The organism is Colwellia sp. 20A7, assembly GCF_009832865.1.
Classification (GTDB): Bacteria; Pseudomonadota; Gammaproteobacteria; order Enterobacterales; family Alteromonadaceae; genus Colwellia.
Genome location: NZ_CP047130.1, coordinates 2,665,063 through 2,689,574 on the forward strand (window position 1 = coordinate 2,665,063; position 24,512 = coordinate 2,689,574).

Sequence of the window (24,512 nt, forward strand, 5' to 3'; positions counted from 1 at the left end):
ATTTATTATCCAAATCGCCTCAAGCACACAGTATTACAAGCGATAAAGCGTTAATAGTTTTCGCGCTGAATTTAAAGCAATGCTCGTGGTATATGAATAGCACATTTAAAAGAAAAAGGATCACAACTATTCCTAACAGCCGATTATGGGCTAAATGTTGTCAACTTACATTCAACGCTACCACATCTAATGTGTAATTAATGTCATCCTTCATTGAACTATATTGCAAACCGTTAATGACTACTTATAGCACTTCACACATTGCAGACATAAGGAGTTAGCTTCAATCCTTGCTTTAGAGTAGATATTGTATCTATGTCCTAGCTACTATGAGTGACTTCCCTTATAAATTTCTTATAAATTTTTTTAAACTGCATCACCTTTGGCAACATAACAAGACTGTAGTATTACTCGTTTGTTATTAATTATTATTTTTATAGGTTTGAGTGAAAGAATTAAATAGTTTTACCTGTCTTATACCCCAAGTATGAGCGCTATTTATATAAAAAGTCTCATCTGTTTGATGTATTCAAATCTGTTGCATCTATTAAAAGCGTAAAATATAAATTATAAGAGGTAAATAATGGAATTCACGAATAAACGCACCATCCTAATTACAGCATCTTTATTGTTGGTATTGGCGATATCACAAACTATTTATTCTGCCCTTTACAGTGCTGAAATTAGTTTTTCAAGGCAGTTTTCATGGGGACTAGAAGCTCTAGTATTTACTTTACTTGCCGCCTTTGCGGGTTCTGCCATGGTTCAAGTAAAAAACTCTCAGCTAGGATGGTCAGCTATCGCGTTTAGCGCGGTACTTAACATAGTACAGGTGAGTATTGGCCTAACTTTGTTTTCAACGTTTGGAAAAGTAGCGGGTACTGTAGAAGGCGCACAACCTTTAATTGGTGGCGTGGTTTCTTTGTCATTCATGATTTACTACGCAGCTAAATTATTATTGGGATTAGCAGCACTTGTTTTTGGCCTGTCTTGTATAGCTAAAGGTGGCAAGGCGATAGGTACGCTTACGGCTTTGGCGGGTGTGGTTGCTATGTTTGCCAATGGTATTTTAATTACCTTTGGCCGTGATGGATTTCTTCCATCAGCTGTTGCTGGCGCTTCAGGCATGATCGCAACGTTACTTTTAGCAATATGCTTAATAGGCCTTTACCGTAAACAAGACTAAAGCTTAACACCTCACAAGTGATGTAACATTTTTGAATAAAGTATAAACATCGGCGCATACTAAACCGTTAATTCGCCGATGTTTTACGTTTAGAGCATTGACCTATTACAATAAGTGGCTTTTTCAAAGTCGCTCAAAATTACAATAAATACAATAACAATAAAGGACAGTCACTCAAATTTGAACAACACGGGGATTACAACTAATGTTTTTTAAGCGTTATAAGCGAGTGTCCCGTTAAATTTCCTATTGATCACTTATACCCAAAGAACTAAACCGCTCCGCGGTAATGGCGTACTTGGCTAGCTCTGTATTACCTTCTAATTTTCATATTCTTTTCTACTCTTAGTATTGAGGCATTTCGTCTCAATTAACGAGGAGTTTTAACATGATTTTTTCTACTTATTTTAATCCTGAGCTGAGCCAACGTTTCACTGAAGACATGGTTATCCGTAATCTTACAGCTAAAACACAAATAGATTATGTCCGAGCACTAAATCGTTTTTGTGAATATTTTAAACATTCACCTGAACATGCTACCCGTGACAATTTACGCGAGTTCCAATTGTTTTTAGTTAAAGACGGCGCAACAGGACCAACGATTAATAGCACCCTTTCTGGTTTAAGGTTTTTATATAATGTTACGTTAGATAAACCACAGCTACTCACCAAATTAACCACTGTTTCGGTCGCACGTAAGTTACCTATTATTTTAAGTCTAGAAGAGATAAAGCTGTTTCTTGCAAGCGCTGCTCACCCCAAATACCATGCTGCATTTTCTGTTGCTTATGGTGCGGGGCTTCGCGTTAGCGAAGTTGTTTCGCTTAAAGTCTCAGATATAGACAGTGAGCGTATGGTGCTTCGCGTTGAACAAGGTAAAGGAAGCCGAGATAGATACGCTATGTTATCTCCTGCGCTACTCGCGCATTTACGACAATGGTGGTTGTTTGCTAATAAACATGGGCAAATGCACCGTGAAGGTTGGTTGTTCCCAGGACTTAATCCAATTAATCATATGACGAGTCGTCAGCTTTCTAGAGTTTGTACAGCTACAGCCAATAATGCTGGTATTAATAAAAGGGTATCGATGCATACCTGACGTCACAGCTTTGCGACACATTTACTTGAAGCGCATGTTGATATACGTGTCATACAGGTATTGCTTGGGCATGCTAAATTAGGTACCACGGCTTTATATGCTCAGGTCGCAACAAGCTTATTACGCGAAGTTATCAGTCCACTTGATGCTTTAGAAAACAAGGATAAGACAAAAGATAAGGACAAGTCGTGAGTATTCACCATGACTCGTCCTCAATTAGAAATATCTGATATATTTCGACATCATGGTCAACAATGGCGTGAACACAATCAAGGACATATTAACCTCAGTCAATTGAAAATCATGTCAGCCATTGAAAATTGTCGAACAGAGGTGTTAGGTGGCCATCAACTTTATTGCCAATCATGTCATAAGACGCATATTTCTTATAACTCATGTCGTAATAGACATTGCCCAAAATGCCAAGCAAGCTCAGCAAAAAGATGGCTTGAAGCGAGACAAGCGCAACTACTACCTGTCGATTATTATCATTTGGTTTTTACCTTACCAAAAGAAATCGCAGACATAGCCTACTACAACAAGTCGATAATGTATGGTTTATTACTGAAAACTGCTGCACAAACGCTTCTAACGATAGGCGCTGATGAAAAGCGACTCGGCGCTAAATTAGGGGTTACTTTTGTCCTACATACATGGGGATCTGCGATGACTCATCATCCACATGTGCATGGTATTGTACCAGGCGGTGGTTTGTCTCTTGATGGGGAGAAATGGGTATCGAGTAAATCAGGCTTCTTCCTGCCTGTTCGTGTGTTATCTCGATTGTTTCGTCGACTATATCTTGAGAAATTAGCGCAAGCTTATCAACAAAACCAACTGGTATTCTTTGGTAAAAGTAAGCAGCTTGAAGATGAAGTGTCGTTTACGCAATGGCTTACGCCATTACGAAAAAAGGAATGGGTCGTTTATGCTAAAAGACCTTTTGCAGGGCCTAAAGCTGTTTTCGCTTACCTTGCTCGTTATACACACCGCGTAGCCATATCCAATAGTCGCTTGGTTAAAAGTGATGAAAAGGATGTCACGTTTCGTTGTAAAAACTATCGTGCTAAAGCGTCAAAGCGATACCGAACGATGACATTAAGCCATGGTGAATTTATACGGCGCTTTTTATTACATGCTTTACCTTCAGGGTTTCAACGTATTAGACATTATGGCTTGATTGCAAATACGACTTGTAAGAAGAATTTAACTAAAATTAAGGGCCTACTCAATGTAAAAGTGCCGGAAGTAACCACAAGGGAATTAGTTGAGGGTAAATCACTTCCACCTGCAAAAGGTATTGTATTTACCTGCCCAAAATGTAGTGGGCCAATGATTATTAGTGAGATTCTACTTTGTCAGTTGAAGCCTCGCGCACCACCAATCAAGCGTGTAAATTAGCAAATAGAAATAAGTGTTAATATTATCGAATGTTGATAAGGGATCGCTTTGCCAAAAACACCACAATAGCGAATATGGCGCTATACTTCATTGAGTTTTTACTCGTTAATAAGTCGCTTATGCCAACTAAAACCAAGCAACATCAAGCGTTAATTCAAAATTACCCAATAAAACCCTCAACCACGATATAGCAATCCCCATAGTAAGTGTTTGTGTCACGCGGTTTCGTTCTCTGGAGTTTGTTATACACCCGTCTGAGGAGTGAAGCTTGTGGATCTTATGGTGTTTTGTCGCGACTGGTATCTAACAAACCTAAACAATGCTGACCTTAGCTTTTGAGTTATTAACGGCAGTTAAGAGCTTAAATCAAACATTAAGATTTTTAAAAAAACGATCATATTCAGAATAGTGTTGCTTTCACCATTTGTACCAAAGATCATAGCTGTTATTTATATTCTATTTATCACGTTAATTTAAAGCCTATATAGTCATTATCTGCATTGAAATCGGGTGTTGTTTCATAGTTTAAAGACTAATTATTGGAAGACTCAGAAAAGCAGTACTTACTATAAATAAAAAGTTAAATTAATAGAAACTCACTTTGATTACGAACTCTAAAATGACAATGTTGTCATACTTGTTGCGATATCAATGCCTCAGGTGAGATACTTTCATTAGTTGCTTAAGGATATAACTTAATGAAGATACTGCTTGTTGAAGATGAACAAAAAATTGCTGACTTTATCTGTGAAGGCATGCGAACAAAAAATTTCACGATTACCCATTGTGCTGATGGTAATCAAGGCTATGAGAGCGCGAGTAAAAATACTTTCGATATTATCATTCTCGATATTATGCTTCCTGGTCGTGATGGCTTAGATATTCTTCGCTCTATTCGTCAAATGGGTATCGATACGCCTGTTATTCTTCTGACCGCTCGTAATGAACTTGGTGATCGTGTTAAGGGCTTAGAAATGGGCGCTGACGATTACTTAGCAAAACCTTTTTATGTAGAAGAGCTCAATGCCCGTATTCAGGCATTACTGAGACGACATGCCGGCACACAACAACATGTCATTGAAGTAGGTTCGTTGCAACTTGATTGCATTAACCGCAGCATCAATTGTCAGGGGCAATCTGTCGAGCTCACTAGTCGTGAATTTAGTCTGTTGGAATACTTAATGCGCTCGCCAAATAAAGTCTTAACGCGCGGACAATTATTGGAGCATGTTTGGGGCTATGATTTTGACCCCTGCACTAATGTTGTCGATGTGTGCATTAAACGTATTCGCCGTAAACTTACCTCACTGGAAAGTGCAGGGAAAATGGTTGGTGCCATTGAGTCAGTTCGTGGTACAGGTTACCGTTTAAGCCCACGTTAAGGTGATAAAATGAAGTTTCGTACGCGTATTTTTTCTATATCTATCTTAACGGTAAGTGCTGTGCTCGCGGTTATTGTTAGCTTAAGTTGGTCACGTATTATGAAAGTGGAGCTTGAGCAACTTGATGCCCGCCTTTGTATGGAAGAAAAGCGCATAATGGACTTTTATTTGCGTAAAGAACGTCGTGGAAATAATCCGTTGAGCACATTTCCCGTGGCAAGTAACGTAGCTAATGCTGATGACTGGCTTATTAATGATTTAACGCAGAAGTTGCGCATTAACTCTGCTAGTCAACTGATGTTATTCGTTGAATCAAATGAATCTGGCGTATTAACACAATCTGATGGTGTAGACGTTCAAGCAGTAATAAGTACATTAAACAGTGAGAGTGAAGAGCAATTTACCTCAGCGGATAGAAATGGGGCAACGGTGCTTTGTCATCTTGTTTTCTTTGAACATAATAAAAGCCAATGGCGAGCAAGTTTTTATCATACCGCCCAAGCACAAAGCTTTATTGCTGTTGACGTTTCCGCAACCACTAACCAACTAAAAAGTACTTTACGAGAGGCACTTATCGTTGTGATCCCTTTTTCTTTATTACTTTGTGTCCTTGGTGCATGGTTTATTACCAGTAATACTATACGACCGATAAACCGCTTACAAAAATCAATGAATATGGTGACAAAAAAAGACCTAAGCCACCGCTTGCCTGAGCATAAAGCAGATCAAGAGTTTAAAATATTAATTGCAGCATACAATACGATGCTAGAGCGACTTGAAGATAGTTTTCAACAAATTTCTCGCTTCACGGCTGATGCTGCTCATGAACTTAAAACGCCACTGACGGTGTTAAGAGGCAAACTTGAACAAGCCGTTATCAATGAAAACGTCGATCAATTAGATCTCAATGCCATTCTTGATGAAGTGGGACATCTGTCGGCCATTACACGAAAACTGTTACTGCTGTCGCAGGCCGATGCTGGTTCGATGGCGCTGCATCTCGAAGCGATAAATATAACCGACTTATTAGATGAGTTAACTGCCGATATGGAGCTGTTGTCAGATGAATTGGTACTGCATTGTGCGATTGAACAAGCCTTAATCATCCAAGGTGATGCTGTATTACTAAGGCAGCTGCTAAATAATGTGCTAGTTAACGTGATGCGCTACAGCCTTCATGAGAAAGGAGTCACTATTCAAGCTAAACAAAATGGCGGTCAAATAGACGTGCTTATCAGTAACTTTTGTCTGCCTATGTCAGATGCAGTGAGAGTTAGATTATTCGAACGTTTTTATCGTGGCGAGCCTGAGCATATGCAAGGACTATCGGGCAGCGGCCTTGGGTTAAGTCTAGCGCGAGAAATTACCCGAGCACATGATGGCGATCTCATTATTGAAACGAGCGATAAAGAGCTATTTACTCTGCGATTGTCGTTGCCGATAGCTAAATAATAAATTCGAAATGAGAAGTTAAATGACAACATTGTCATCCATAGCTAATGGCTAATCGTTAGAATTAGGGTAACTCATAAATGGTTACCTTAATTGCTAAAGAGATTGGTCATGAAAGTCAAAAAAATTGCTTCCCTTATTACTGTTGTATCAATAGCAAGCTTGATACTACTAATGTCAACTACAACCGATGAAGCCCTTAAGCTTTTTAGTTCTGCGTTTTTAGATAATCAAGTACTTCTCAAAGACAACCAGCTTTAAAGCTCTAGTTAAGCACCGTTATAAAATATATCTGTACAGAAATTGAGAGAGTCCCATGAAAAAAAACATTAAAAAGACCTTGCTATTAATCCTTTTTATCGCCGTTATCATCGCAGGTGCAGGCTACAAATATAGCTTGTCACAGCAGGTGCAAACGGTATTTATCACCGATATTGTTAAGCGAGGTAATATTGAGAGTGTGGTACTCACAAACGGTGTGTTATATCCGTCTAAATTGGTTAGTGTCGGTGCTCAAATTTCAGGGCTGATTGAAAAAATTGGTGTTCAGTTGGGCGATGAAATTAAGCAAGGTGATTTTATTGCTCAAATCGATAATTTGACCCAACAAAATGCTTTAAAAGAAGCCGAAGCTTTACTCAAGAGCATTGATGCTCAGTTACGGGCAAAACAAGCTCAAATTAAAGTGGCGACTGCTGAGTTTACGCGAAGTAAAAAGATGCTGGCGACTAGTGCGAGCTCACAATCGGACTATGACACTGCTGAATCTGTACTGGCAGTTTATCGAGCAGAGCTAGATCAATTAATTGCTGAGAAAGAGAAATCTATTATCAGTGTAGATAACGCTCAGGTTAATTTAGGTTACACCCTTATTGAGTCGCCTATCGATGGCACAGTCATCTATGTTTCGGTGGAAGAAGGTCAAACGGTCAATAACAATCAAGGTACACCAAGTATTATTGAGCTAGCACAACTTGATGTCATGACTATTAAGGCACAGGTTTCTGAAGCCGATATTATAAACGTTAGTGCCGGACAAAAAGTTTATTTTACTATTTTGGGTGCAACAGGCAAGAAATATTACGGTATTTTACGCGCCATTGAGCCAGGCCCAACATTACTTAGCGGTGACGATAGTTCGTTGAAAATTGGTGACGATGAAGCGATTTATTACAATGCCTTGTTTGATGTTGAAAACCCAGATAAGTTATTGCGCTTTGGCATGACGACACAAGTTTCTATTATTCTTGAAAAAGCAGAAGACGTCTTACTTGTACCTTCACAAGTGTTAGTTAAAAAAACTGGTCTAAAGGCTTCTTATCAAGTGCTAGTGAAAAATGGCGATCAAGCTGAATATCGAAATGTCGACGTTGGCATTAATAATAAAATATACGCACAGATATTATCAGGGTTGAACGAAGGTGATGAGATAGTGATTAGTCAGTCTTCAGGTCTTGACGGAACGGCTTCCTCTAATGCTATAGCCAGCTCAATAGCGGGATTATCAGGTGGCAGTTCACGTGGACAAGGCGGACCGGGTGCAGGTAGGGGGTTATAAATTATGACTAATGCACTGATCAAACTTGTTGATGTGAGCCGTAGTTTTACTGCGGGGGATAATGAACTTACGGTTTTAAAAAATATTAACTTGCAGATTAATCGTGGTGAAATGATAGCTATTATCGGCGCATCTGGTTCAGGAAAGTCGACACTAATGAACATTCTTGGCTGTCTGGATAAACCAAACAAAGGCAGTTATTTCATCAATGGACAAGATACTTCCACTATGGGAGAAGATGAACTTGCTGCATTACGACGTGAATACTTTGGTTTTATTTTTCAGCGCTATCATCTATTAAGTGATTTAAGTGCACTGGGCAATGTAGAAGTACCAGCATTGTATGCCAATGAAGATAAGCACTCTCGACAAGAAAAAGCGAAACAACTACTTACACGCCTTGGCTTAGGCGATCGTTTAGATCATAAACCAAACCAACTAAGTGGTGGTCAGCAGCAACGTGTTAGTGTCGCCAGAGCTTTAGTTAATGGTGGCGACGTTATTCTTGCCGATGAGCCAACTGGAGCATTAGATAGCACCAGTGGCGATGAGATGATGAAGTTGCTTCAGGAGCTACATAGCGATGGTCATACCATTATTTTGGTAACACACGATCCTAATATCGCAGAGTTTGCTGATCGCGTTATTGAGATAAAAGATGGAGAAATTATTAGCGATAAAGCTAATGTGAATAACCCTAGCAACATTGAACAAGAAACTTATAGAGTCGCTAATGAAGGCAAAGTAGTTGAAGGTAAACTCCCTGAAAGTACTAAGAAAAAAGCTAATAACAAAACTCGCGAGCGTATTAACTGGTCGCGTTATTTTGAAGCCTTGAAAATGGCTATTATTGCCATGTCCAATAACCGTTTGCGTACATTCCTTACCATGCTAGGGATCATCATTGGTATTGCTTCTGTTGTATCAGTAGTCGCTCTAGGCGCGGGATCGCAGCAACAAATCATGGATAATATTGCTTCAATGGGTACCAATACCATAGAGATAAAACCTGGAACAGGTCGTGGAGACCGTCGCTCTGGTCGGGTGCATTCACTCACGGCTGAGGATGCCAAGGCGCTTAAAACATTATCATTTGTCGATAGCGCTACGCCAACAGTTAGAGCGAATGTCGCTATTCGTTATTCCAGTGAAACCGTTACCGGCTCTGTTCAAGGTGTTGGCACTGATTATTTCCGTGTACGGGGTTATGACTTAGCAAAAGGACAATACTTTGGCGAAGACAGCATCGATGCACTAGAACAAGTTGCGGTAATTGACGTGAATACCGAACAAGCACTTTTTGCCGACGGTAATGCACTTGGTAATGTTATTTTTCTAGGCCGACTTCCCGTTCGCGTTATTGGCGTGACCAAGCCAATTGAAAGTATGTCTGGCAATAGTGATGAATTGAATGTTTGGTTACCTTATACCACCGTATCCGGACGAATATTCAGGCAAGACTATGTTGATGATATCACTGTAAGGGTTGACGAAAATGTATCAAGTGAGATGGCAGAACAAGGAATTATTAAGTTATTGACCATGCGGCATGATACGGTGGATTTTTTCACTATCAACACTGACACCATACGAAAAAGTATAGAAAAAACATCTGAGACCATGACGTTACTCATTTCTGCTATTGCGTTCATTTCTTTGTTAGTTGGTGGGATTGGCGTAATGAATATCATGTTGGTTTCAGTAACTGAGCGCACGAAGGAAATAGGTATACGCATAGCCGTTGGCGCTAGGCAGATGGATATTTTACGTCAATTTTTGATTGAAGCCGTATTGGTCTGTTTCTGTGGTGGCGCACTAGGTATAGGGCTAGCTTATTTGGCCGGGGTAATTTTTTCTTACTCAGGTAGTGAATTTCAAATGATATATTCTAGTACATCTATCATTGCCGCTTTTGCTTGCTCGACCCTCATTGGTATTCTATTTGGCTATCTTCCGGCCCGTAATGCGGCAAAACTTAACCCTATTGAGGCTCTGTCAAGGGATTAGGTGGAGTGTGATAATAGATAAGTGTTATAGCAATGCTGACTTTAATAGTTTTTTCAACTATTAAAGTCAAAGATAATTAGTTAGCTGCTCTATTCAACATAAATGCGGCATGTACAGGTTCACACAATAGTTTATGTCAGTAAGTGACTTTCTTGTCTATCAATATGACGACGGGTCAATGCTTTTGTGTACAAAAAACAGGTCAAAAAATTATTGATGCTAGTGTCTGCTATAGCCGGATCACTTGTCGTTAGATAGGCCAAGGCTAACGTCCGCTTTCGTATCCTAACTGGCTTTATGTTTTTTTGTTGTGTAAGGCCAGATACGTTAAAACAGTATCTTTTGTTTGTCTTTTCAACTTGAGATTTTATCACTATCAGAATAAAAATAAGTAAGGTACAATTTTATTTATTCGATTATCTAAGCTAAAAATGCCATCCTCAACAGTTAAACTAGCGCCATTAAAGTATTTATCTTCATATTCAATTGAAGTACAAGATCAAATCAGCACGATGATCGAAAAAGATACATTAGGTAATTTTCTACTTCAGAAACATCCTCAAACACATCATATTAACAACGATAAAATGCTTCGTGAATATGTCATGAATTTAAAGAATACTCATTTACGAAAGTCATCCCCATTAAGTAAAGTTATTTACGATAAAAAAATACATGTTGTAAATAATGCTTTGGGCTTGCATACATTTATTTCAAGAGTTCAGGGGAATAAGTTAAAAAGTAAAAATGAAATACGAATTAGCGATATTTTCAAAACGGCACCAGAGGTATTCTTAGAAATGATTGTTGTTCATGAGTTAGCTCACATCAGGATCAAGCCGCACGATAAAGCATTTTATCAATTGTGCCAACATATGCTGCCAGACTATCATCAGTTAGAATTTGAGATGCGTTTATATCTAACTCAACTCGAATTAAAAGGTCCTATTTACTAATTATCATCAATTAGAAAATTTCGCTAACAAAAGATGTTAGCTTTTGAGTCACTAACGATAAATAATTGCCCTGTGGATAGCCCCCTCCCTTAAGCTTTTAGTTTTTTTCTTCATGTATTAAGGAATTATATAGAAATAAACTCAACACCAATTCATAAAATTGAAATATAGTTTAATAAATTTGTCATTATTTCGACGCAAAAAATTCGCATTACTCAGTTACTCTTCTTTCGACTTAAAAAACTACTTAAATCGGAACTAAAAATGACAAGTAAAGTTATTAATCAACCTTTATTTAAACTAACAAAAATTTCTCTAGCGATGTTATGCGTTACATCAGTAAATGGTTATGCAGCACAGCAAGCTGAAAAAGAAATAGAAAAATCTTTGGAAGAAGTTGTGGTTGTTGCACAGAAACGCGCGCAATCAATTCAAGATGTACCTGTAACAATAACGGCTTATGATGGTGATTTTCTAGAAAGTATAGGCATTGGTGAGTTAGATGCATTGTCTGACATAACACCAGGGCTTGTAATTCAAGAGCAAAGCCCAAACAATCCAGGATTTGTTATTCGCGGCATAACCTCAGACAGTGGCTCTTCACAATCATCATCACGCGTTTCTGTATACTATAATGGCGTAGATGTTTCTCGTTCACGAGGCTCATACTTTGAACTATTTGATGTTGAAGGCATTGAAGTTGTAAAAGGGCCACAAGCAACCTTGTTTGGTACTGCCGCTTCTGTTGGTGCAATCAGTGTTGCTACTCGTAAACCTGAACAAGACTTTTCCGCACAAATTAAAGCCTCGGTTGGTAACTTTTCCGCTAAAAACTTAAGTGGTTTTGTTACCGGCGGTAGCAATCTAGTACAAGGTCGCTTTGCCTTTACTTCCCGTACTCGTGACGGTTTTATTGAAAATATAGCGGGTAATGATGATTCACAAAGTGCTGGCGGATTCGTTCAAGAAGACATGCATGCACTTGATCATGTTTCTTATCGTCCATCTCTACGCATTACCCCAAACAACGACGTAACGATTGATCTTGTATACACCTATGAAAAAAATGATGACTCTGGTACCTCATTTAAAAATGGTTTATACGCACCAACGGGTGGTGATACTAGCCCATACAGTTTTGTAGAATTATCAGGTTCACCACTTGCTAAAGACGTATTTGGTAAAGAAGATTTAGGGGTAGAACGTACCGTTAACGACCTAAACCTGACCGTTAACTGGGATGTAAACGATAACCTAACCGTTACTTCAATTACGGCGCAACGTAGCTTTGATTCGTTAGAAGTTTTCGACGGTGACGGAACACAAGCTTGGTTTCTAGAATTTGCAGAAGCCGCTGAAGGCGATCAATTTAGCCAAGAATTACGTGCTGTTTATACAGCGGGTGACTTCACGACTATTTTTGGTGCTAGCTACTTTGATGAAGACGGCAGCCAAGCAGTGCCATTTAGTACAGAAGAGTCGGTATTCTTAAATTGTCTTGGTTTATTAGGAAGTGACTTACCCTGTATTAATACAGATGGTAGTGTTAACGTATTAACTCCATATTTAACAGAAGGAGCCGCAACGCTACTTCCTTATTCGCTTGAATTTACTAACTATGGTGAAAATACTGCCTATTCAGCCTTTGCTGATGTTAGTTACCGTGCCACTAACGCATTAGAGCTAACCGCTGGTTTACGTTATGTAAAAGAAGAAAAACGCAGTGGTTATCAGTCAGACGCGCCAAATAGTATATTAACAGGCGCAGCATTATTCACCGTGGATACTGGTGGTGAAATTTTCTACGCAGAAGCCGATTATGACGACTGGTTACCACGCTTTAATGCATTATATGAAATTAATCCGACAACTAACGTATATGCAACTATTTCAAAAGGCAGACGTTCTGAAGTCTTAGAAGTTAGCTCAATGTCTACTGCACAAGGTGATGCTGCTATCTCGGTTAGCGAAGTACCTGCAGAAGTTATTTGGAACTACGAAACAGGGGTTAAAGGTAAAGCATTACAAAACCGCGTGGATTACTCTGTGGCAATGTTCTACCAAGAGTATTCAAACTTCCAAGTTACTTTACAAGATGAAGAAGGCGTTGCTTATTCCGCTGATGCTGGCTCTGCAACTAATCTTGGTTTTGAAGCCGAAATAAGAGCCTTACTTAGCGATGAATTTGAAGTATTTGCAAACACTGCTTTCCTTGATGCAGAAATTGATGATGACAGCAACAATGGCCAATTAGCCGGTAATACCTTTAGATTACAACCTGAATGGACATTCAGTACAGGTTTGTTCTACGGTACTGAAATATCAAACTCATTAAGCCTAACGAGTTCATTAATATACAGCTACCGTACAGAAGTATTCTTTGAACCTGAAAATGCCCCAATCTCCGGCTTAGACATCAGCCAAGAAGCATTTGGTTTAATGAGTGCTCGTGTTGGTATCGCGAGTAATTCAAATTGGTCTGTAAACTTATATGCTAACAACCTTCTTGATGAAGAATATTTAGTTGATGCGGGGAATACTGGTGGTGGATTTGGCAACCCTACTTTTGTAGCGGGTGCCCCTCGTATGTTTGGTGTTGAGTTCACAATGAACTTTGGTACTGCGGGCTTATAACTTATACCTTATAACCACTAGTAAACAGTAAACAACTTATAATCCCAAGAGATTAATTAAGCCACTTTTATTGTGGCTTTTTTATTGTCTACATTTCACTTCAGCTTGATTTCCTCTATATACTTACAAACTAAGCAAATAAAAAAGCGGTTACGCATTAACGTAACCGCCCTACTTTTATATTATCGTTACCTATCGTTCGAGCTACTTAATCCGTTTAGCGTAACTTATGCTTAGACGCTTAAGCTTTATAAATTCTTTGCGCTGGATTAACCATTGTGAATTGCTCTGACAAGATATTATCGACATAACGCCAGTCGGTTTTTATCGCTTGCTTGGTTAGCGTAACAAGCATATAGCCACGTTGTGACAAATCACAATACTCTAAATCATTGATCAATAAAGACAAGCCTTGAGCCATTTTTTGCGCTTGTGCTGTATCTATTGATAAATAGCTTTCCATACCTGGTGAGGTTACTCCAGGTGTTGCAAACTCAACACCAACAGCATTGCCTTTTACATCTTTTAATGTTCCATACCATGCATTGTGCGTATCACCCGCCACCACAATCAACTGCTTATTTAATGCCGAGACACTATTATACAGAGCTTCACGCTCTGCAGGATAACCATCCCACGCATCTAAATTGTATGGCATTAACGTGTTCACCCTAGCAAGCTGTTCAGCCGTCACTGTTTTGTTATTCAAAACATCTTGTTTTATTGCGCCGAGTTCAGCCACGACTCTAGGAATATCATTGCGATCTGCTTGTGAAAATATTTCTGTTGGCAACCACATTTTAGTCATTAGCACTTGTTGACCTAACACCTGCCATTTTGCTTTTGAATTACCAACGGCAGACGTTAACCAGTTTAATTGGGTTTTACCCAGTAATTTTCTTTTAGGGTCGTTAAGATCTTGCGCAAATTTAGCAATATCCATGGCTTTGCTGCTTTTATCTCGGTAATCGGCATAAGACAACTGTTTGTCTCTGGCGATAACACGCGTGTCTAACATGTGTAAGCTAAGTAGATTACCAAAATCGAAAGTTCTGTATATTTGTGGATTTTGCTCGCCCATTGGTGGACGAATAGGTAGCCATTCGTAATAGGCTTGAATTGCAGCAGCACGGCGTTTAAAAAAGTCACCTTCATTTGCACTGTGATTTTCTGCGCCACTTTTATAGGTGTCGTTACTGATTTCATGATCATCCCAAACCGCAATAAATGGCGCGGCTGCATGCAACGCTTGCAAACCTTTGTCGGTTTTATAAATGGCATAACGTTTACGATAATCACTTAAAGTAATTATTTCACCGCTGTTATCAGCAGCTAATTGCCGTCCTATTTTTTCTGCATTGTTCGTTGCATAACCGCCCATGGGGTATTCATAAATATAATCACCTAAATGTAAAACCACATCGAGATCTTCTTGCTTTGCTGCATCTGAATAAGCATTAAAATAACCTGCAGGATAGTTTGAACAAGACACAACGACCATTTTAATTTGCTCAACATTATCGATTGGTAATGTTTTACCACGGCCTACTGGGCTTAATGACGCTAAACCAACAAAACGATAAAAGTATTCGGTGTTAGGTTGTAAATCTTGCACATCTATTTTGATGGTAAAATCACGACGCTTATCTGTTTTTTCAGTACCGTTTCTAATAATGTTTTTAAACTCGGCATCACTGGCCAGTTCCCACGCAACGGTTGCGCTAGATTGCATGGTATCTTTTAATACTGAGACGCGCGTCCATATAATAAGCGCATTGTTTAGTGGATCTCCACTGGCAACGCCATGCTTAAATTCAACATTGCTTAACGATTCTTTCTGTAATGCTGCGCAGCCAGTTAACGAAGTAGATACGGCTAATGCAAGCACACTGCCAGCTGATAAGCCTGTGGTTAGTTTTAAAAATTTACGACGAGAGGTATTTGACATAATTTACTTAATAAGATGTTTAAACAGTAACCTCACACTTTACTGCTTAAATATTTCATTTTTATAAATAGAAAAAGAAGTTTCAATGACATTTATGTTGCAGAGTTATCATAATGTACAATTGCAAACACTAAGGATTCAAAGTGTAACCTTGTTGCTGTAACAAAGCATTAGCAGTCATGGCTGAAAGTGCCATATCAACACCTGGGTAAAGATCTGCAGTTTTAACATCGTAAAAAGCCGCTGACTGACCACATAAATAAATTTTTACATTGTTATCTAGCAAGCTTTGTAATAACGGTATATTTTTATTCTCACCAAGTTGCTTTGCCTCAACCGCTGCTGCATTTTGTACGTCAAGTGTTGCCTTACCGTGTACAACCAACGCCAAATCAATATTTTCAGGTTTAACACCGTTAGCTACGTGCATGTTAATAAATCGCGCTAAACTATCAAATTTACGATTAACCGTACCTGCATCTCCCGTTGTGGCGACATCGAATACAATCTTAAACTTTGTGTTTTTGGGTATTGCGACTGCTGTATCAACCGATGCAATTTTACCAAATTCTTTTATTTGAGTGCCTGGTTTAAATGCCTCACTGCCGGCAAACGAAGAACCAGCCGTACACATTAATACTACCGCCACTAAATATTTCGCCTTAGCCAAATCAATAAATTTCATTTCATTCACCTTTAAAATACGTTAAATATTATATTGATATAAAAAAGCAGCAATTACCATTCTTATCATTTAAATTTACAGAGTTTACGCGAAATTATAAGTTTTTAAATAAACGTCAATAGATTGATCTATCACAATATATTTACTGTTTGGTGAGAGCATGATTAGTTTAAGCAAAAAATCATACTTTCTGCACAACACTCGCTTATAAAAGGAACGCGTTATGTCTATAAAAATGAATTCCAAATTTGATATTCCAACAACTGCACCAGAGGGATTTGAACATGAACCTGATGCAACTAAAGACTTTTGGCATCACCAAAAATTAAATACCTTGCCACCTTGTGACTATATTTCTCCTTATTCTCGTCATAAGCCTTTACCTACTCCGGATGTAGAAAAACGTAAAGCTTGGATCATCGGTGGTGGAGTTGGTGGACTTGCCGCTGCATTTTATCTTATTCGTGACGGTCATATGCCAGGTAAAAACATTACCATTTTAGAAGAAATGGATGTTGCTGGCGGCTCTATGGATGGTTCTGGAGATCCAGAAAACGGCTACATAATTCGCGGTGGCCGTGAAATGACTTGGAACTACGATACCTTGTGGGATATATTCCAAGAAATACCTGCACTTGAACTACCAGAAGGTTATTCTGTACTTGACGAATATCGCCTCGTTAACGACAACGATCCTAATTACTCTAAAGCACGGTTAATTAAAACAAGCGGTGAGATTTTAGATGATAAGGACTTTGGACTAAGTAAGTCTCAACAGTGGGAAGTGCTCCGCCTCATACTAAAACGTAAAGACACATTAGACGACATCAGCATTGATGAGTATTTCAGTGAAGGTTTTTTAAAGACTAATTTTTGGTTTTTATTCCGCACTATGTTTGCCTTTAAAAACTGTCATAGCTTGTTAGAAATGAAACTGTATTTACATCGTTTCCTTGACGCTATTGATGGCTTTGGTGATATGTCTACTTTGGTGTTTCCTAAGTACAATCAATACGACACCTTTATTAAACCACTGCAAAAGTACTTACGTGATAAAGGCGTTACGTTTCAGTTTAATACTTGTGCACATGACCTTGATATCAATTTCACAGGCGATAAAAAAACAGTTACGGCTATCAAAACCGTTATTGATGGTAAAGAACAACAGATTGCAGTGGCACCACAAGATTTAGTCTTTGCTCTTAATGGCTCCATGACTGAACAAACTGCTTATGGTGATATGGACAGCGTTCCTGTTCTTACTTGTGAAAACGATGATCCCGGTAAAAATAGCGGTTGGGATTTATGGAAAAACTTAGCGGTAAAATCGCCTGTATTTGGTAAACCTGATAAGTTTTGTGGCAATGTTGAAAAGTCTATTTGGGAGTCAGCTACGCTAACATGTAAACCGTCACCGCTTATTGATAAATTACAAACTCTTGCGGTAAACGACCTTTATTCTGGCCGAGCTGCAACAGGTGGCATTATTACCGTTACGGATTCAAACTGGCTGTTAAGTGTTACTTGTAATCGCCAACCGCATTATCCAGAGCAACCTGACGACTTATTAGTGATATGGGTTTACGGCCTGCTTATGGATAAAAAAGGCAATCGAGTTAAAAAAAACATGAGTGAGTGTACTGGTAAAGAAATTCTTGAGGAGCTTTGTTTCCACCTTGGTATTGTCGACCAACTTGACGACGTTATTGCCAACACTAAAATTCGTACGGCATTAATGCCTTACATAACAGCTCAGTTTATGACTCGCGGTTCAGGCGACAGGCCAAAACCTGTGCCAGAAGGCTGTACTAATTTAGGCTTTGTTGGTCAGTTTGTCGAAACTCGCAACGACGTTATATTCACTATGGAAACATCCATTAGAAGTGCGCGTGTTGGCGTGTACAAGCTATTGAATATTCCTAAGCAAGTGCCAGATATTAGCCCAACGCAATATGATATTCGTAACATGATCAAAGGCGCAAGAGCACTTAACAGTGGTAAACCTTTCTTTGGAGAACGTTTATTACATCGCTTGTTGGATAAAACATATTTTGCTCACATCTTACCTCCACTGCCAGAGCCTGAAGAGAAAAAACAATGGCATTTTGAAGAAGAAATGAATGAACTGCTCGGTAAAGGTAATACGGTAATGCATAAGCTTGGTGGTTGGATAAGCTCACTCAGAGAAGGTTTTTCAACTAAAGATAAGTAACACTGCCAAAAGTAACTTATTGCTTTAATAATGTATTGATGTAGTAATTTATTACTACATCAATACAGCCTTCCATTTCTTTTGACAATGGAGGGTTATCAACTTTTAACTTGCGCAACATTTAACGGGTACATCATGGTATTTTTCAAAGTGACTGTAACTTGCATTAATAACATCAGCTTTGTTCGGAAAAATTTTATCAATTAGATTGAAGTAAACCTTTGTCAAATTCACGCTGATGAACAATACGATACAAAATAGGTAACACTAGCAATGTTAACAGCGTGGATGAAATAATACCGCCAATAACAACGGTAGCTAATGGGCGTTGTACCTCTGCCCCCGTACCAATATTTAATGCCATAGGAACAAAGCCTAATCCTGCAACTAACGCAGTCATCAATACCGGTCTTAATCTGAGCATAGCACCATCGATAATGCTTGAAATAAGCTCACCTCGCTCTTTAAATAAATCACGAATGAACATCAGCATCACCAAACCATTGAGTGTAGCTATACCAGAAAGTGCGATAAAACCAACACCAGCAGAAGTTGATAATGGCATATCACGTAACCACAAGGCTATAACACCACCAGTAAGGGCTAGCGGGATCCCTGAAAATATGATTAACGCATCCTTTAAACTGCCAAAAGCCATAACTAGCAAGCCTAAAATAATTGCTAAGGTTATCGGTATAACGAGGGTTAATCGTTCATTGGCTGATGCTAATTGCTCAAACGCACCACCATACTCAAGCCAATATCCCGACGGAATTTCTACATTACGCTGAATTTTTTGTTTAACATTCTTAACAAAAGTACCTAAATCAGTACCTCTCACATTGGCTGTTACCACAATACGGCGTTTACCATTTTCACGGCTAATTTGATTAGGAGCTGGAGCAATATTAAGATCAGCAACCTCTGATAAAGGCACAAACTGACCATTAGGTAAAACTATAGGTAACTCCCCTAATCGGTAAATATTATTTCTAACTTGCTCTGGTAATCTTACTACGATACTAAAACGACGATCACCTTCATAAATGGCGCCAGCATTTTCACCACCAATTGCCGTAGCTAAAGCCTGTTGTAATTGAGCAATATTAAGACCATAACGTGCAAGCTCTATACGTTTAGGTAAAATTGATAACATAGGTAAACCCGTCACTTGTTCAACCTGAATGTCACTTGCACCGTCAATTTTCTCAATCTCTTCCCTAATAGCATTAGCAGAGCGTAATAGTTGGTCTAAATCATCACCCACCACCTTAATTCCTAGATCAGCTCTAACCCCTGAAATCAATTCATTAAAGCGCATTTCAATAGGTTGCGTAAGTTCGAAATTATTACCCGGTTGTCCTGCGACAGCTTCAACAATGTGTGCCGATAATTCATCATAACTCAAGGTAGGATCTGGCCATTGGTTTCTTGGTGTATACATGACGTAAGTATCTGCAATATTGGGTGGCATTGGATCATTCGCTACTTCGGGTGTTCCTATTCGGGAAAATACATTTTTAACCTGAGGGAATTCTTGTATTTTAAGCTCTAATGCTTTTTGCATTTCAACTGACTGTTCAAGGCTTGTACCTGTGATACGAATTGCTTGTAACAATAAATCTTCTTCATTAAGTTGTGGAATAAACTCCGAGCCAAGCGTTGTTGCTAACCAAAAAGAAAAAGCAACTAAAGCCGCACAGCAAACTAATATTACCCATCTAAATTTCATCGCAATCATTAGCACAGGCTTATAAACTGATTTCGCCCCACTAATAATACGGCTTTCTTTTTCTTTAATTTTACCTGTCATAAATAACGCAACTGCAGCAGGTACTAAAGTAAGCGATAAAACAAGCGCGGCAATCAGTGCCATCATTACGGTTGCAGCCATTGGGTGAAACATTTTACCCTCAACCCCCGTCAAACTAAATAATGGAATATAAACGATGGTAATAATGAAAACACCAAATAAACTTGGCCTGATCACTTCATTGGTTGCTGAATAAACGACCTTTAACCGATCTTTTTTAGCAAGAATACCGCCGTTATTTCGTTGTGCATCACTTAGTCGCCTAATTGAATTTTCAACAATAATGACGGCACCATCGACAATCAAACCGAAGTCTAATGCGCCAAGGCTCATTAAGTTTGCCGACACACCGGCTTTCACCATACCAGTGATGGTGGCTAACATAGCAAGAGGAATAACTGCAGCAGTGATTAATGCCGCCCGAATATTACCCAGTAATAAAAATAATACAGCGACAACTAATAATGCTCCTTCAACCAAGTTCTTTTGTACTGTAAACATGGCTTTATCAACAAGGGTTGTTCGATCATATACCGCCTCAACGATAACGCCTTTAGGCAAAGATAACTTTATTTGTTCAAGTTTTCCTGCCACAGCTAGCGCAACAACACGAGAGTTTTCACCAACAAGCATCATCGCACTGCCTATAACGGTTTCTTCACCACTACGCGTTGCAGCACCTGTGCGTAATGACTTACCAATAGCAACATCCGCAATATCGACTATTTTAATTGGCGTACCGTCAACCAACTTAACAACAACCTGCTCTATGTCATTAACTGAGGTTAGTTGACCAGGTGATCGCACCATAAGTTGCTGACCATGTTGCTCAATATAACCTGCTCCACGGTTACTGTTGTTATTATTTAAGGCAGTATTAATGTCATTAAATGAAAGTGAAAACTCAAGCATTTTACTTGGTGTTGGCGTAATGTGATATTGCTTGTCATAGCCGCCAATGGTGTTAATTTCAGTTACACCGTCAACTAACGATAACTGAGGTTTAATGATCCAATCTTGTATTTCACGTAACGCTGTAGCATCAAATGGTGAGCCGTCTGCCTGTAAAGCATTGGCAGATGCTTCAACGCTATACATAAATATCTCGCCAAGCCCGGTAGAAATTGGGCCCATCTCAGGCGTTAATTCACTCGGCAGTTTATTTTTAAGTGCACTTAACTTTTCATTAATAAGACTACGAGCGAAATATAAATCAGTACCTTCATCGAAAATAATAGTAACTTGCGATAACCCATAGCGCGAAATAGATCGCGTATATGACAAAGCAGGAATTCCTCTAATTGCCGTTTCAATAGGTACAGTGATTCGCTGTTCAGTCTCCAATGGTGAATACCCAGGCGCACGCGTGTTAATTTGTACTTGGACATTAGTTATATCGGGTACAGCATCAATAGGAAGCTTTTGATAACTCCAGTAACCTATAGCAATAATAACTAAAATCATCGCCATCATTAACCCACGTCGCGCTATCGAAAAGCGCAATATTGATTCAATCATATTCTATTCTCCTTAATGAACATGCGCTGCACCTGCTTTACCTAAATCAGCTTTAAGTAGATAACTATTAATAACGGCATATTGCTCGCCTGCATCAATTCCGGCGAAAACTTCAGTTAATTCACCATCTGTTTGACCCAACGTTAACTCACGTTTTTCATAACCGCCTTTATTTCTTACAAAAACGACACGCTGACCTTCAATTTCTTGAATAGCTCGATTATCAACGGCGATAGTAACCTTCTCTTCGCTTGTTACTATGCTGCCAGTGAGCATTTTTCCTGGACTCCATAGGTTATTTGCATTATTTATAGGAACTATTGCGGTAATAAACGGCTGATTCTTATTGGCCAACAAATGTAATATTGTTGATTGGCTAGATTTGACTTGAGCGGCTTTTATTGAGAGCAAGTTTGAAAGTGGCTTTAAGGAGTGCATTGAAGAGTGTTTTGGAGATAAGATAGTGACTGCTTGCCCCTTTTTAACACTTACTTGCTGACTTGGAAAAATCTGAAACTTAGCCCACAACTGTGCATAATTCTCTATTGTGATTAATGTTTGTAACTCTGCTATTTCACCAGGATTAGCAAGTCGCTCTGCTACTACACCTGAAATAGGTGCGGTGATATTATATTTTTTTAAACTATCACTCGACTCAACTTCAACGAGAATATCGCCAGCGTTAACATTATCACCAACATCGACATTTACACGTGTAATTAAACCAGCAAAACGCGCTTTTACTTGGCTAATAGCATTAGGTTTTATTTCTGCCTTACCATAAACGGTTATACTTTTTTTTATTTGAGCACTATCGGCAATCAAATTTACGATGCCAGCTTCTCTTGCGTTATCGACTGAGATCTCAACATGCTCTTCATGTCCATGATCATCTTGATGCTCATTTTCATGTCCGTGTTCATCTGCATGTGGGCTTTCTTCTTCATCATGATTTGAATGTTTTTCTATACGCTTATGCTCATGACTATCATGCTCAGACATAGCAAAGGTGTTTTTACTTATCACAGCACTACTGATTGTTGCCATAGTTAATAAGAACATAAGTGTATATTTTGTAATTCTCTGGGTAATTGTCATGTAAAAGCCCTTAAAACTGGTCATTTAATTGTGATGTGAAATTATGCTGCGAAGCTGGTAATGGTTCAGCGATAAGCTGTTCTATTTCTATGCCATATCGTAGTGCAGCTGTAGCTGATTCAATAATTGCACGGCGTGCAAAAAGCAGTTCTTGTCTCGCACTTAAATAATCTAAATAGCTATAGCGACCACGTTGGTAGGCTATTTGGGTTTCTTTCAAGGCTTCTGTTAATGTAGGGATAATGCTATCTTTTAAATTTAATGCAGTAAAAATAGCTTGTTTTCTATTACTATAAGCTCGATATAATTGGTTATGTAACGCTAACAATTTCTCTTCCCTTTTGTAGTTAACTTCATCTCGTGCAGCTTGGGTTGATATAATGGCACCGGTATTCCGTTGAGATGAATACAAAGGCATACTAAAACCAGCGGTAAGCGCCGTATCATTAAGCGCTTGAATTTGCTTAATACCCACCGACCATTTTATGTCTGCACTTGACTCAGTCCGCGCTAAACGAAGTTGAGCATCTCTTAAACGCTCTTCTGCTGCATAAACTAAAATCTCAGGGTTTTGTTTAACCTTGTTATATAATTTTTCAAACGCTACATCTTTAGAAAACTGGAATAAGTTACCTTCAACGCTTTCAAACTCAGCTGTTGTTTCTTTCCACATCATTGCTAAAAAAACTTTTGCATAATCAAATTGTTGTTGCTCTGATGAAGTCACTAATCTTGCATTTCCTAGTGCAGCAAGTGCGCGTTTAATTTCTGCCTCTGGTGCAACCCCTGCTTTTGCACGTTTTTCTACTTCAGATAATGTTTCCTCAGCTAATGCCGTTGCTTCTTTAGCCAATGACAATCGCGCTTGTACCGCTAGAACATCAATATATCGGCGTGCAACTTCACTCAATAAATTTAAGGCCTTAATTTTGCGCATCGCAATCAGTTGAGAGTTACGACTATGACTAATACCTGCACGAGCAGAGCGTTTATCTCCCATCTCAACCACAGAAGAAAGAGATACCGTAAACTCAGTATTTTCAAAGGTACCTATACTGCCAGTACCGGCAAAGTTTTCCATTTCGAAACCGATTTCATAAGCAGGTTTTAAATGCTGACTTTGCAACTGACCTTCAATCGCACGTTGGCGAAATTCAAATACTTTAAGCGAAGGATTATCATTGAGTGTTTTTTTGATTGCTGAAGCTAACGTTAACGTGTTTAACACTACACTTTTATTTTGTTGAGTTTTGTTATCGCTATCAGCTAAAGAGAAAGGACTTAAAAAGCACAAGCTCATCATCAGTAGTTTCACAGGGGATAATTTAATCCTTAATGGGTCTTTTGATCGGTGTGACAATTTTGCAGCTTTACATGGCAAAAAAAACAAATAACACATTTACATATCCTACATTTTTATTGACGTAATTAAGGGGTTTTTTACTCTGTAGTACAAGGTGATAGAAGCCGCTACGTCAAATGATGCTGTAGCAGTTTTTATGAATTTATGTTGAATAAGCCCTTATTTTGGCTCATCATAAACCTTACTGTAGGTGTAAGGTC

The 24,512-nt window shown here is 38.8% G+C and carries 14 protein-coding genes and 1 pseudogene; 10 read left to right on the forward strand and 5 right to left on the reverse strand.

The window, feature by feature from the left end:
- Positions 1-583 precede the first annotated feature (583 nt).
- From GQS55_RS11605 to GQS55_RS11645, 9 genes and pseudogenes are all read left to right on the forward strand, one after another.
- Positions 584-1,186, forward strand: a complete 603-nt coding sequence (locus GQS55_RS11605) for a thiamine biosynthesis protein ThiC (RefSeq protein WP_159820672.1) — start codon at positions 584-586, stop codon at positions 1,184-1,186.
- A 388-nt stretch (positions 1,187-1,574) separates the two neighbouring features.
- Positions 1,575-2,477 (forward strand): annotated as a pseudogene (locus GQS55_RS11610) (tyrosine-type recombinase/integrase).
- 9 nt (positions 2,478-2,486) lie between these two features.
- On the forward strand, positions 2,487-3,686 hold the full coding sequence (locus GQS55_RS11615; protein ID WP_159820673.1) for an IS91 family transposase: 1,200 nt from the start codon (positions 2,487-2,489) through the stop codon (positions 3,684-3,686).
- A 698-nt stretch (positions 3,687-4,384) separates the two neighbouring features.
- The gene (locus tag GQS55_RS11620) at positions 4,385-5,068 is read left to right on the forward strand and encodes a response regulator transcription factor (protein WP_159820674.1); all 684 of its coding nucleotides are present in this window, start codon (positions 4,385-4,387) and stop codon (positions 5,066-5,068) included.
- Positions 5,069-5,077: 9 nt separating this feature from the next.
- Positions 5,078-6,520, forward strand: coding sequence for an ATP-binding protein (locus tag GQS55_RS11625; protein ID WP_159820675.1), 1,443 nt, complete (start codon positions 5,078-5,080; stop codon positions 6,518-6,520).
- 316 nt (positions 6,521-6,836) lie between these two features.
- A complete protein-coding gene (locus GQS55_RS11630; protein ID WP_159820676.1) occupies positions 6,837-8,078 on the forward strand; it encodes an efflux RND transporter periplasmic adaptor subunit in 1,242 nt (413 codons plus the stop codon).
- A 3-nt stretch (positions 8,079-8,081) separates the two neighbouring features.
- On the forward strand, positions 8,082-10,085 hold the full coding sequence (locus tag GQS55_RS11635; protein WP_159820677.1) for a MacB family efflux pump subunit: 2,004 nt from the start codon (positions 8,082-8,084) through the stop codon (positions 10,083-10,085).
- A 431-nt stretch (positions 10,086-10,516) separates the two neighbouring features.
- Positions 10,517-11,041, forward strand: a complete 525-nt coding sequence (locus GQS55_RS11640; protein WP_159820678.1) for a YgjP-like metallopeptidase domain-containing protein — start codon at positions 10,517-10,519, stop codon at positions 11,039-11,041.
- Positions 11,042-11,305: 264 nt separating this feature from the next.
- Positions 11,306-13,675, forward strand: a complete 2,370-nt coding sequence (locus GQS55_RS11645; protein WP_159820679.1) for a TonB-dependent receptor — start codon at positions 11,306-11,308, stop codon at positions 13,673-13,675.
- A 241-nt stretch (positions 13,676-13,916) separates the two neighbouring features.
- Here the strand turns inward: GQS55_RS11645 and GQS55_RS11650 are convergent, their stop codons facing one another.
- Positions 13,917-15,623, reverse strand: coding sequence for an alkaline phosphatase D family protein (locus GQS55_RS11650; RefSeq protein ID WP_159820680.1), 1,707 nt, complete (start codon positions 15,621-15,623; stop codon positions 13,917-13,919).
- A 130-nt stretch (positions 15,624-15,753) separates the two neighbouring features.
- A complete protein-coding gene (locus GQS55_RS11655) occupies positions 15,754-16,308 on the reverse strand; it encodes a DsrE family protein (protein ID WP_159820681.1) in 555 nt (184 codons plus the stop codon).
- A 223-nt stretch (positions 16,309-16,531) separates the two neighbouring features.
- On the opposite strand from GQS55_RS11655, the gene GQS55_RS11660 reads away from it, so the two are divergent.
- On the forward strand, positions 16,532-18,520 hold the full coding sequence (locus GQS55_RS11660; RefSeq protein WP_159820682.1) for an oleate hydratase: 1,989 nt from the start codon (positions 16,532-16,534) through the stop codon (positions 18,518-18,520).
- A 199-nt stretch (positions 18,521-18,719) separates the two neighbouring features.
- On the opposite strand, the gene GQS55_RS11665 is transcribed toward GQS55_RS11660, so the two are convergent.
- Genes GQS55_RS11665 through GQS55_RS11675 form a run of 3 tightly spaced genes read right to left on the reverse strand, consistent with a single transcriptional unit; the run spans position 18,720 to position 24,348 of the window.
- Positions 18,720-21,851: an efflux RND transporter permease subunit gene (locus tag GQS55_RS11665; RefSeq protein ID WP_159820683.1), complete on the reverse strand. Its 3,132-nt coding sequence runs from the start codon at positions 21,849-21,851 to the stop codon at positions 18,720-18,722.
- A gap of 12 nt (positions 21,852-21,863) precedes the next feature.
- Positions 21,864-22,949 (reverse strand): efflux RND transporter periplasmic adaptor subunit, encoded by a 1,086-nt coding sequence (locus tag GQS55_RS11670; RefSeq protein ID WP_159820684.1) that lies wholly within the window; start codon positions 22,947-22,949, stop codon positions 21,864-21,866.
- A 10-nt stretch (positions 22,950-22,959) separates the two neighbouring features.
- Positions 22,960-24,348, reverse strand: coding sequence for a TolC family protein (locus tag GQS55_RS11675; RefSeq protein ID WP_236559626.1), 1,389 nt, complete (start codon positions 24,346-24,348; stop codon positions 22,960-22,962).
- Between the last annotated feature and the right edge of the window lie 164 nt (positions 24,349-24,512).

Bases quoted from the DNA above. Each gene is read 5' to 3' on its own strand.
- GQS55_RS11605 (WP_159820672.1), top strand. From the start codon at position 584: ATGGAATTCACGAATAAACGCACCATCCTAATTACAGCATCTTTATTG.
- GQS55_RS11615 (WP_159820673.1), top strand. From the start codon at position 2,487: ATGACTCGTCCTCAATTAGAAATATCTGATATATTTCGACATCATGGT.
- GQS55_RS11620 (WP_159820674.1), top strand. From the start codon at position 4,385: ATGAAGATACTGCTTGTTGAAGATGAACAAAAAATTGCTGACTTTATC.
- GQS55_RS11625 (WP_159820675.1), top strand. From the start codon at position 5,078: ATGAAGTTTCGTACGCGTATTTTTTCTATATCTATCTTAACGGTAAGT.
- GQS55_RS11630 (WP_159820676.1), top strand. From the start codon at position 6,837: ATGAAAAAAAACATTAAAAAGACCTTGCTATTAATCCTTTTTATCGCC.
- GQS55_RS11635 (WP_159820677.1), top strand. From the start codon at position 8,082: ATGACTAATGCACTGATCAAACTTGTTGATGTGAGCCGTAGTTTTACT.
- GQS55_RS11640 (WP_159820678.1), top strand. From the start codon at position 10,517: ATGCCATCCTCAACAGTTAAACTAGCGCCATTAAAGTATTTATCTTCA.
- GQS55_RS11645 (WP_159820679.1), top strand. From the start codon at position 11,306: ATGACAAGTAAAGTTATTAATCAACCTTTATTTAAACTAACAAAAATT.
- GQS55_RS11650 (WP_159820680.1), bottom strand. From the start codon at position 15,623: ATGTCAAATACCTCTCGTCGTAAATTTTTAAAACTAACCACAGGCTTA.
- GQS55_RS11655 (WP_159820681.1), bottom strand. From the start codon at position 16,308: ATGAAATTTATTGATTTGGCTAAGGCGAAATATTTAGTGGCGGTAGTA.
- GQS55_RS11660 (WP_159820682.1), top strand. From the start codon at position 16,532: ATGTCTATAAAAATGAATTCCAAATTTGATATTCCAACAACTGCACCA.
- GQS55_RS11665 (WP_159820683.1), bottom strand. From the start codon at position 21,851: ATGATTGAATCAATATTGCGCTTTTCGATAGCGCGACGTGGGTTAATG.
- GQS55_RS11670 (WP_159820684.1), bottom strand. From the start codon at position 22,949: ATGACAATTACCCAGAGAATTACAAAATATACACTTATGTTCTTATTA.
- GQS55_RS11675 (WP_236559626.1), bottom strand. From the start codon at position 24,348: ATGTGTTATTTGTTTTTTTTGCCATGTAAAGCTGCAAAATTGTCACAC.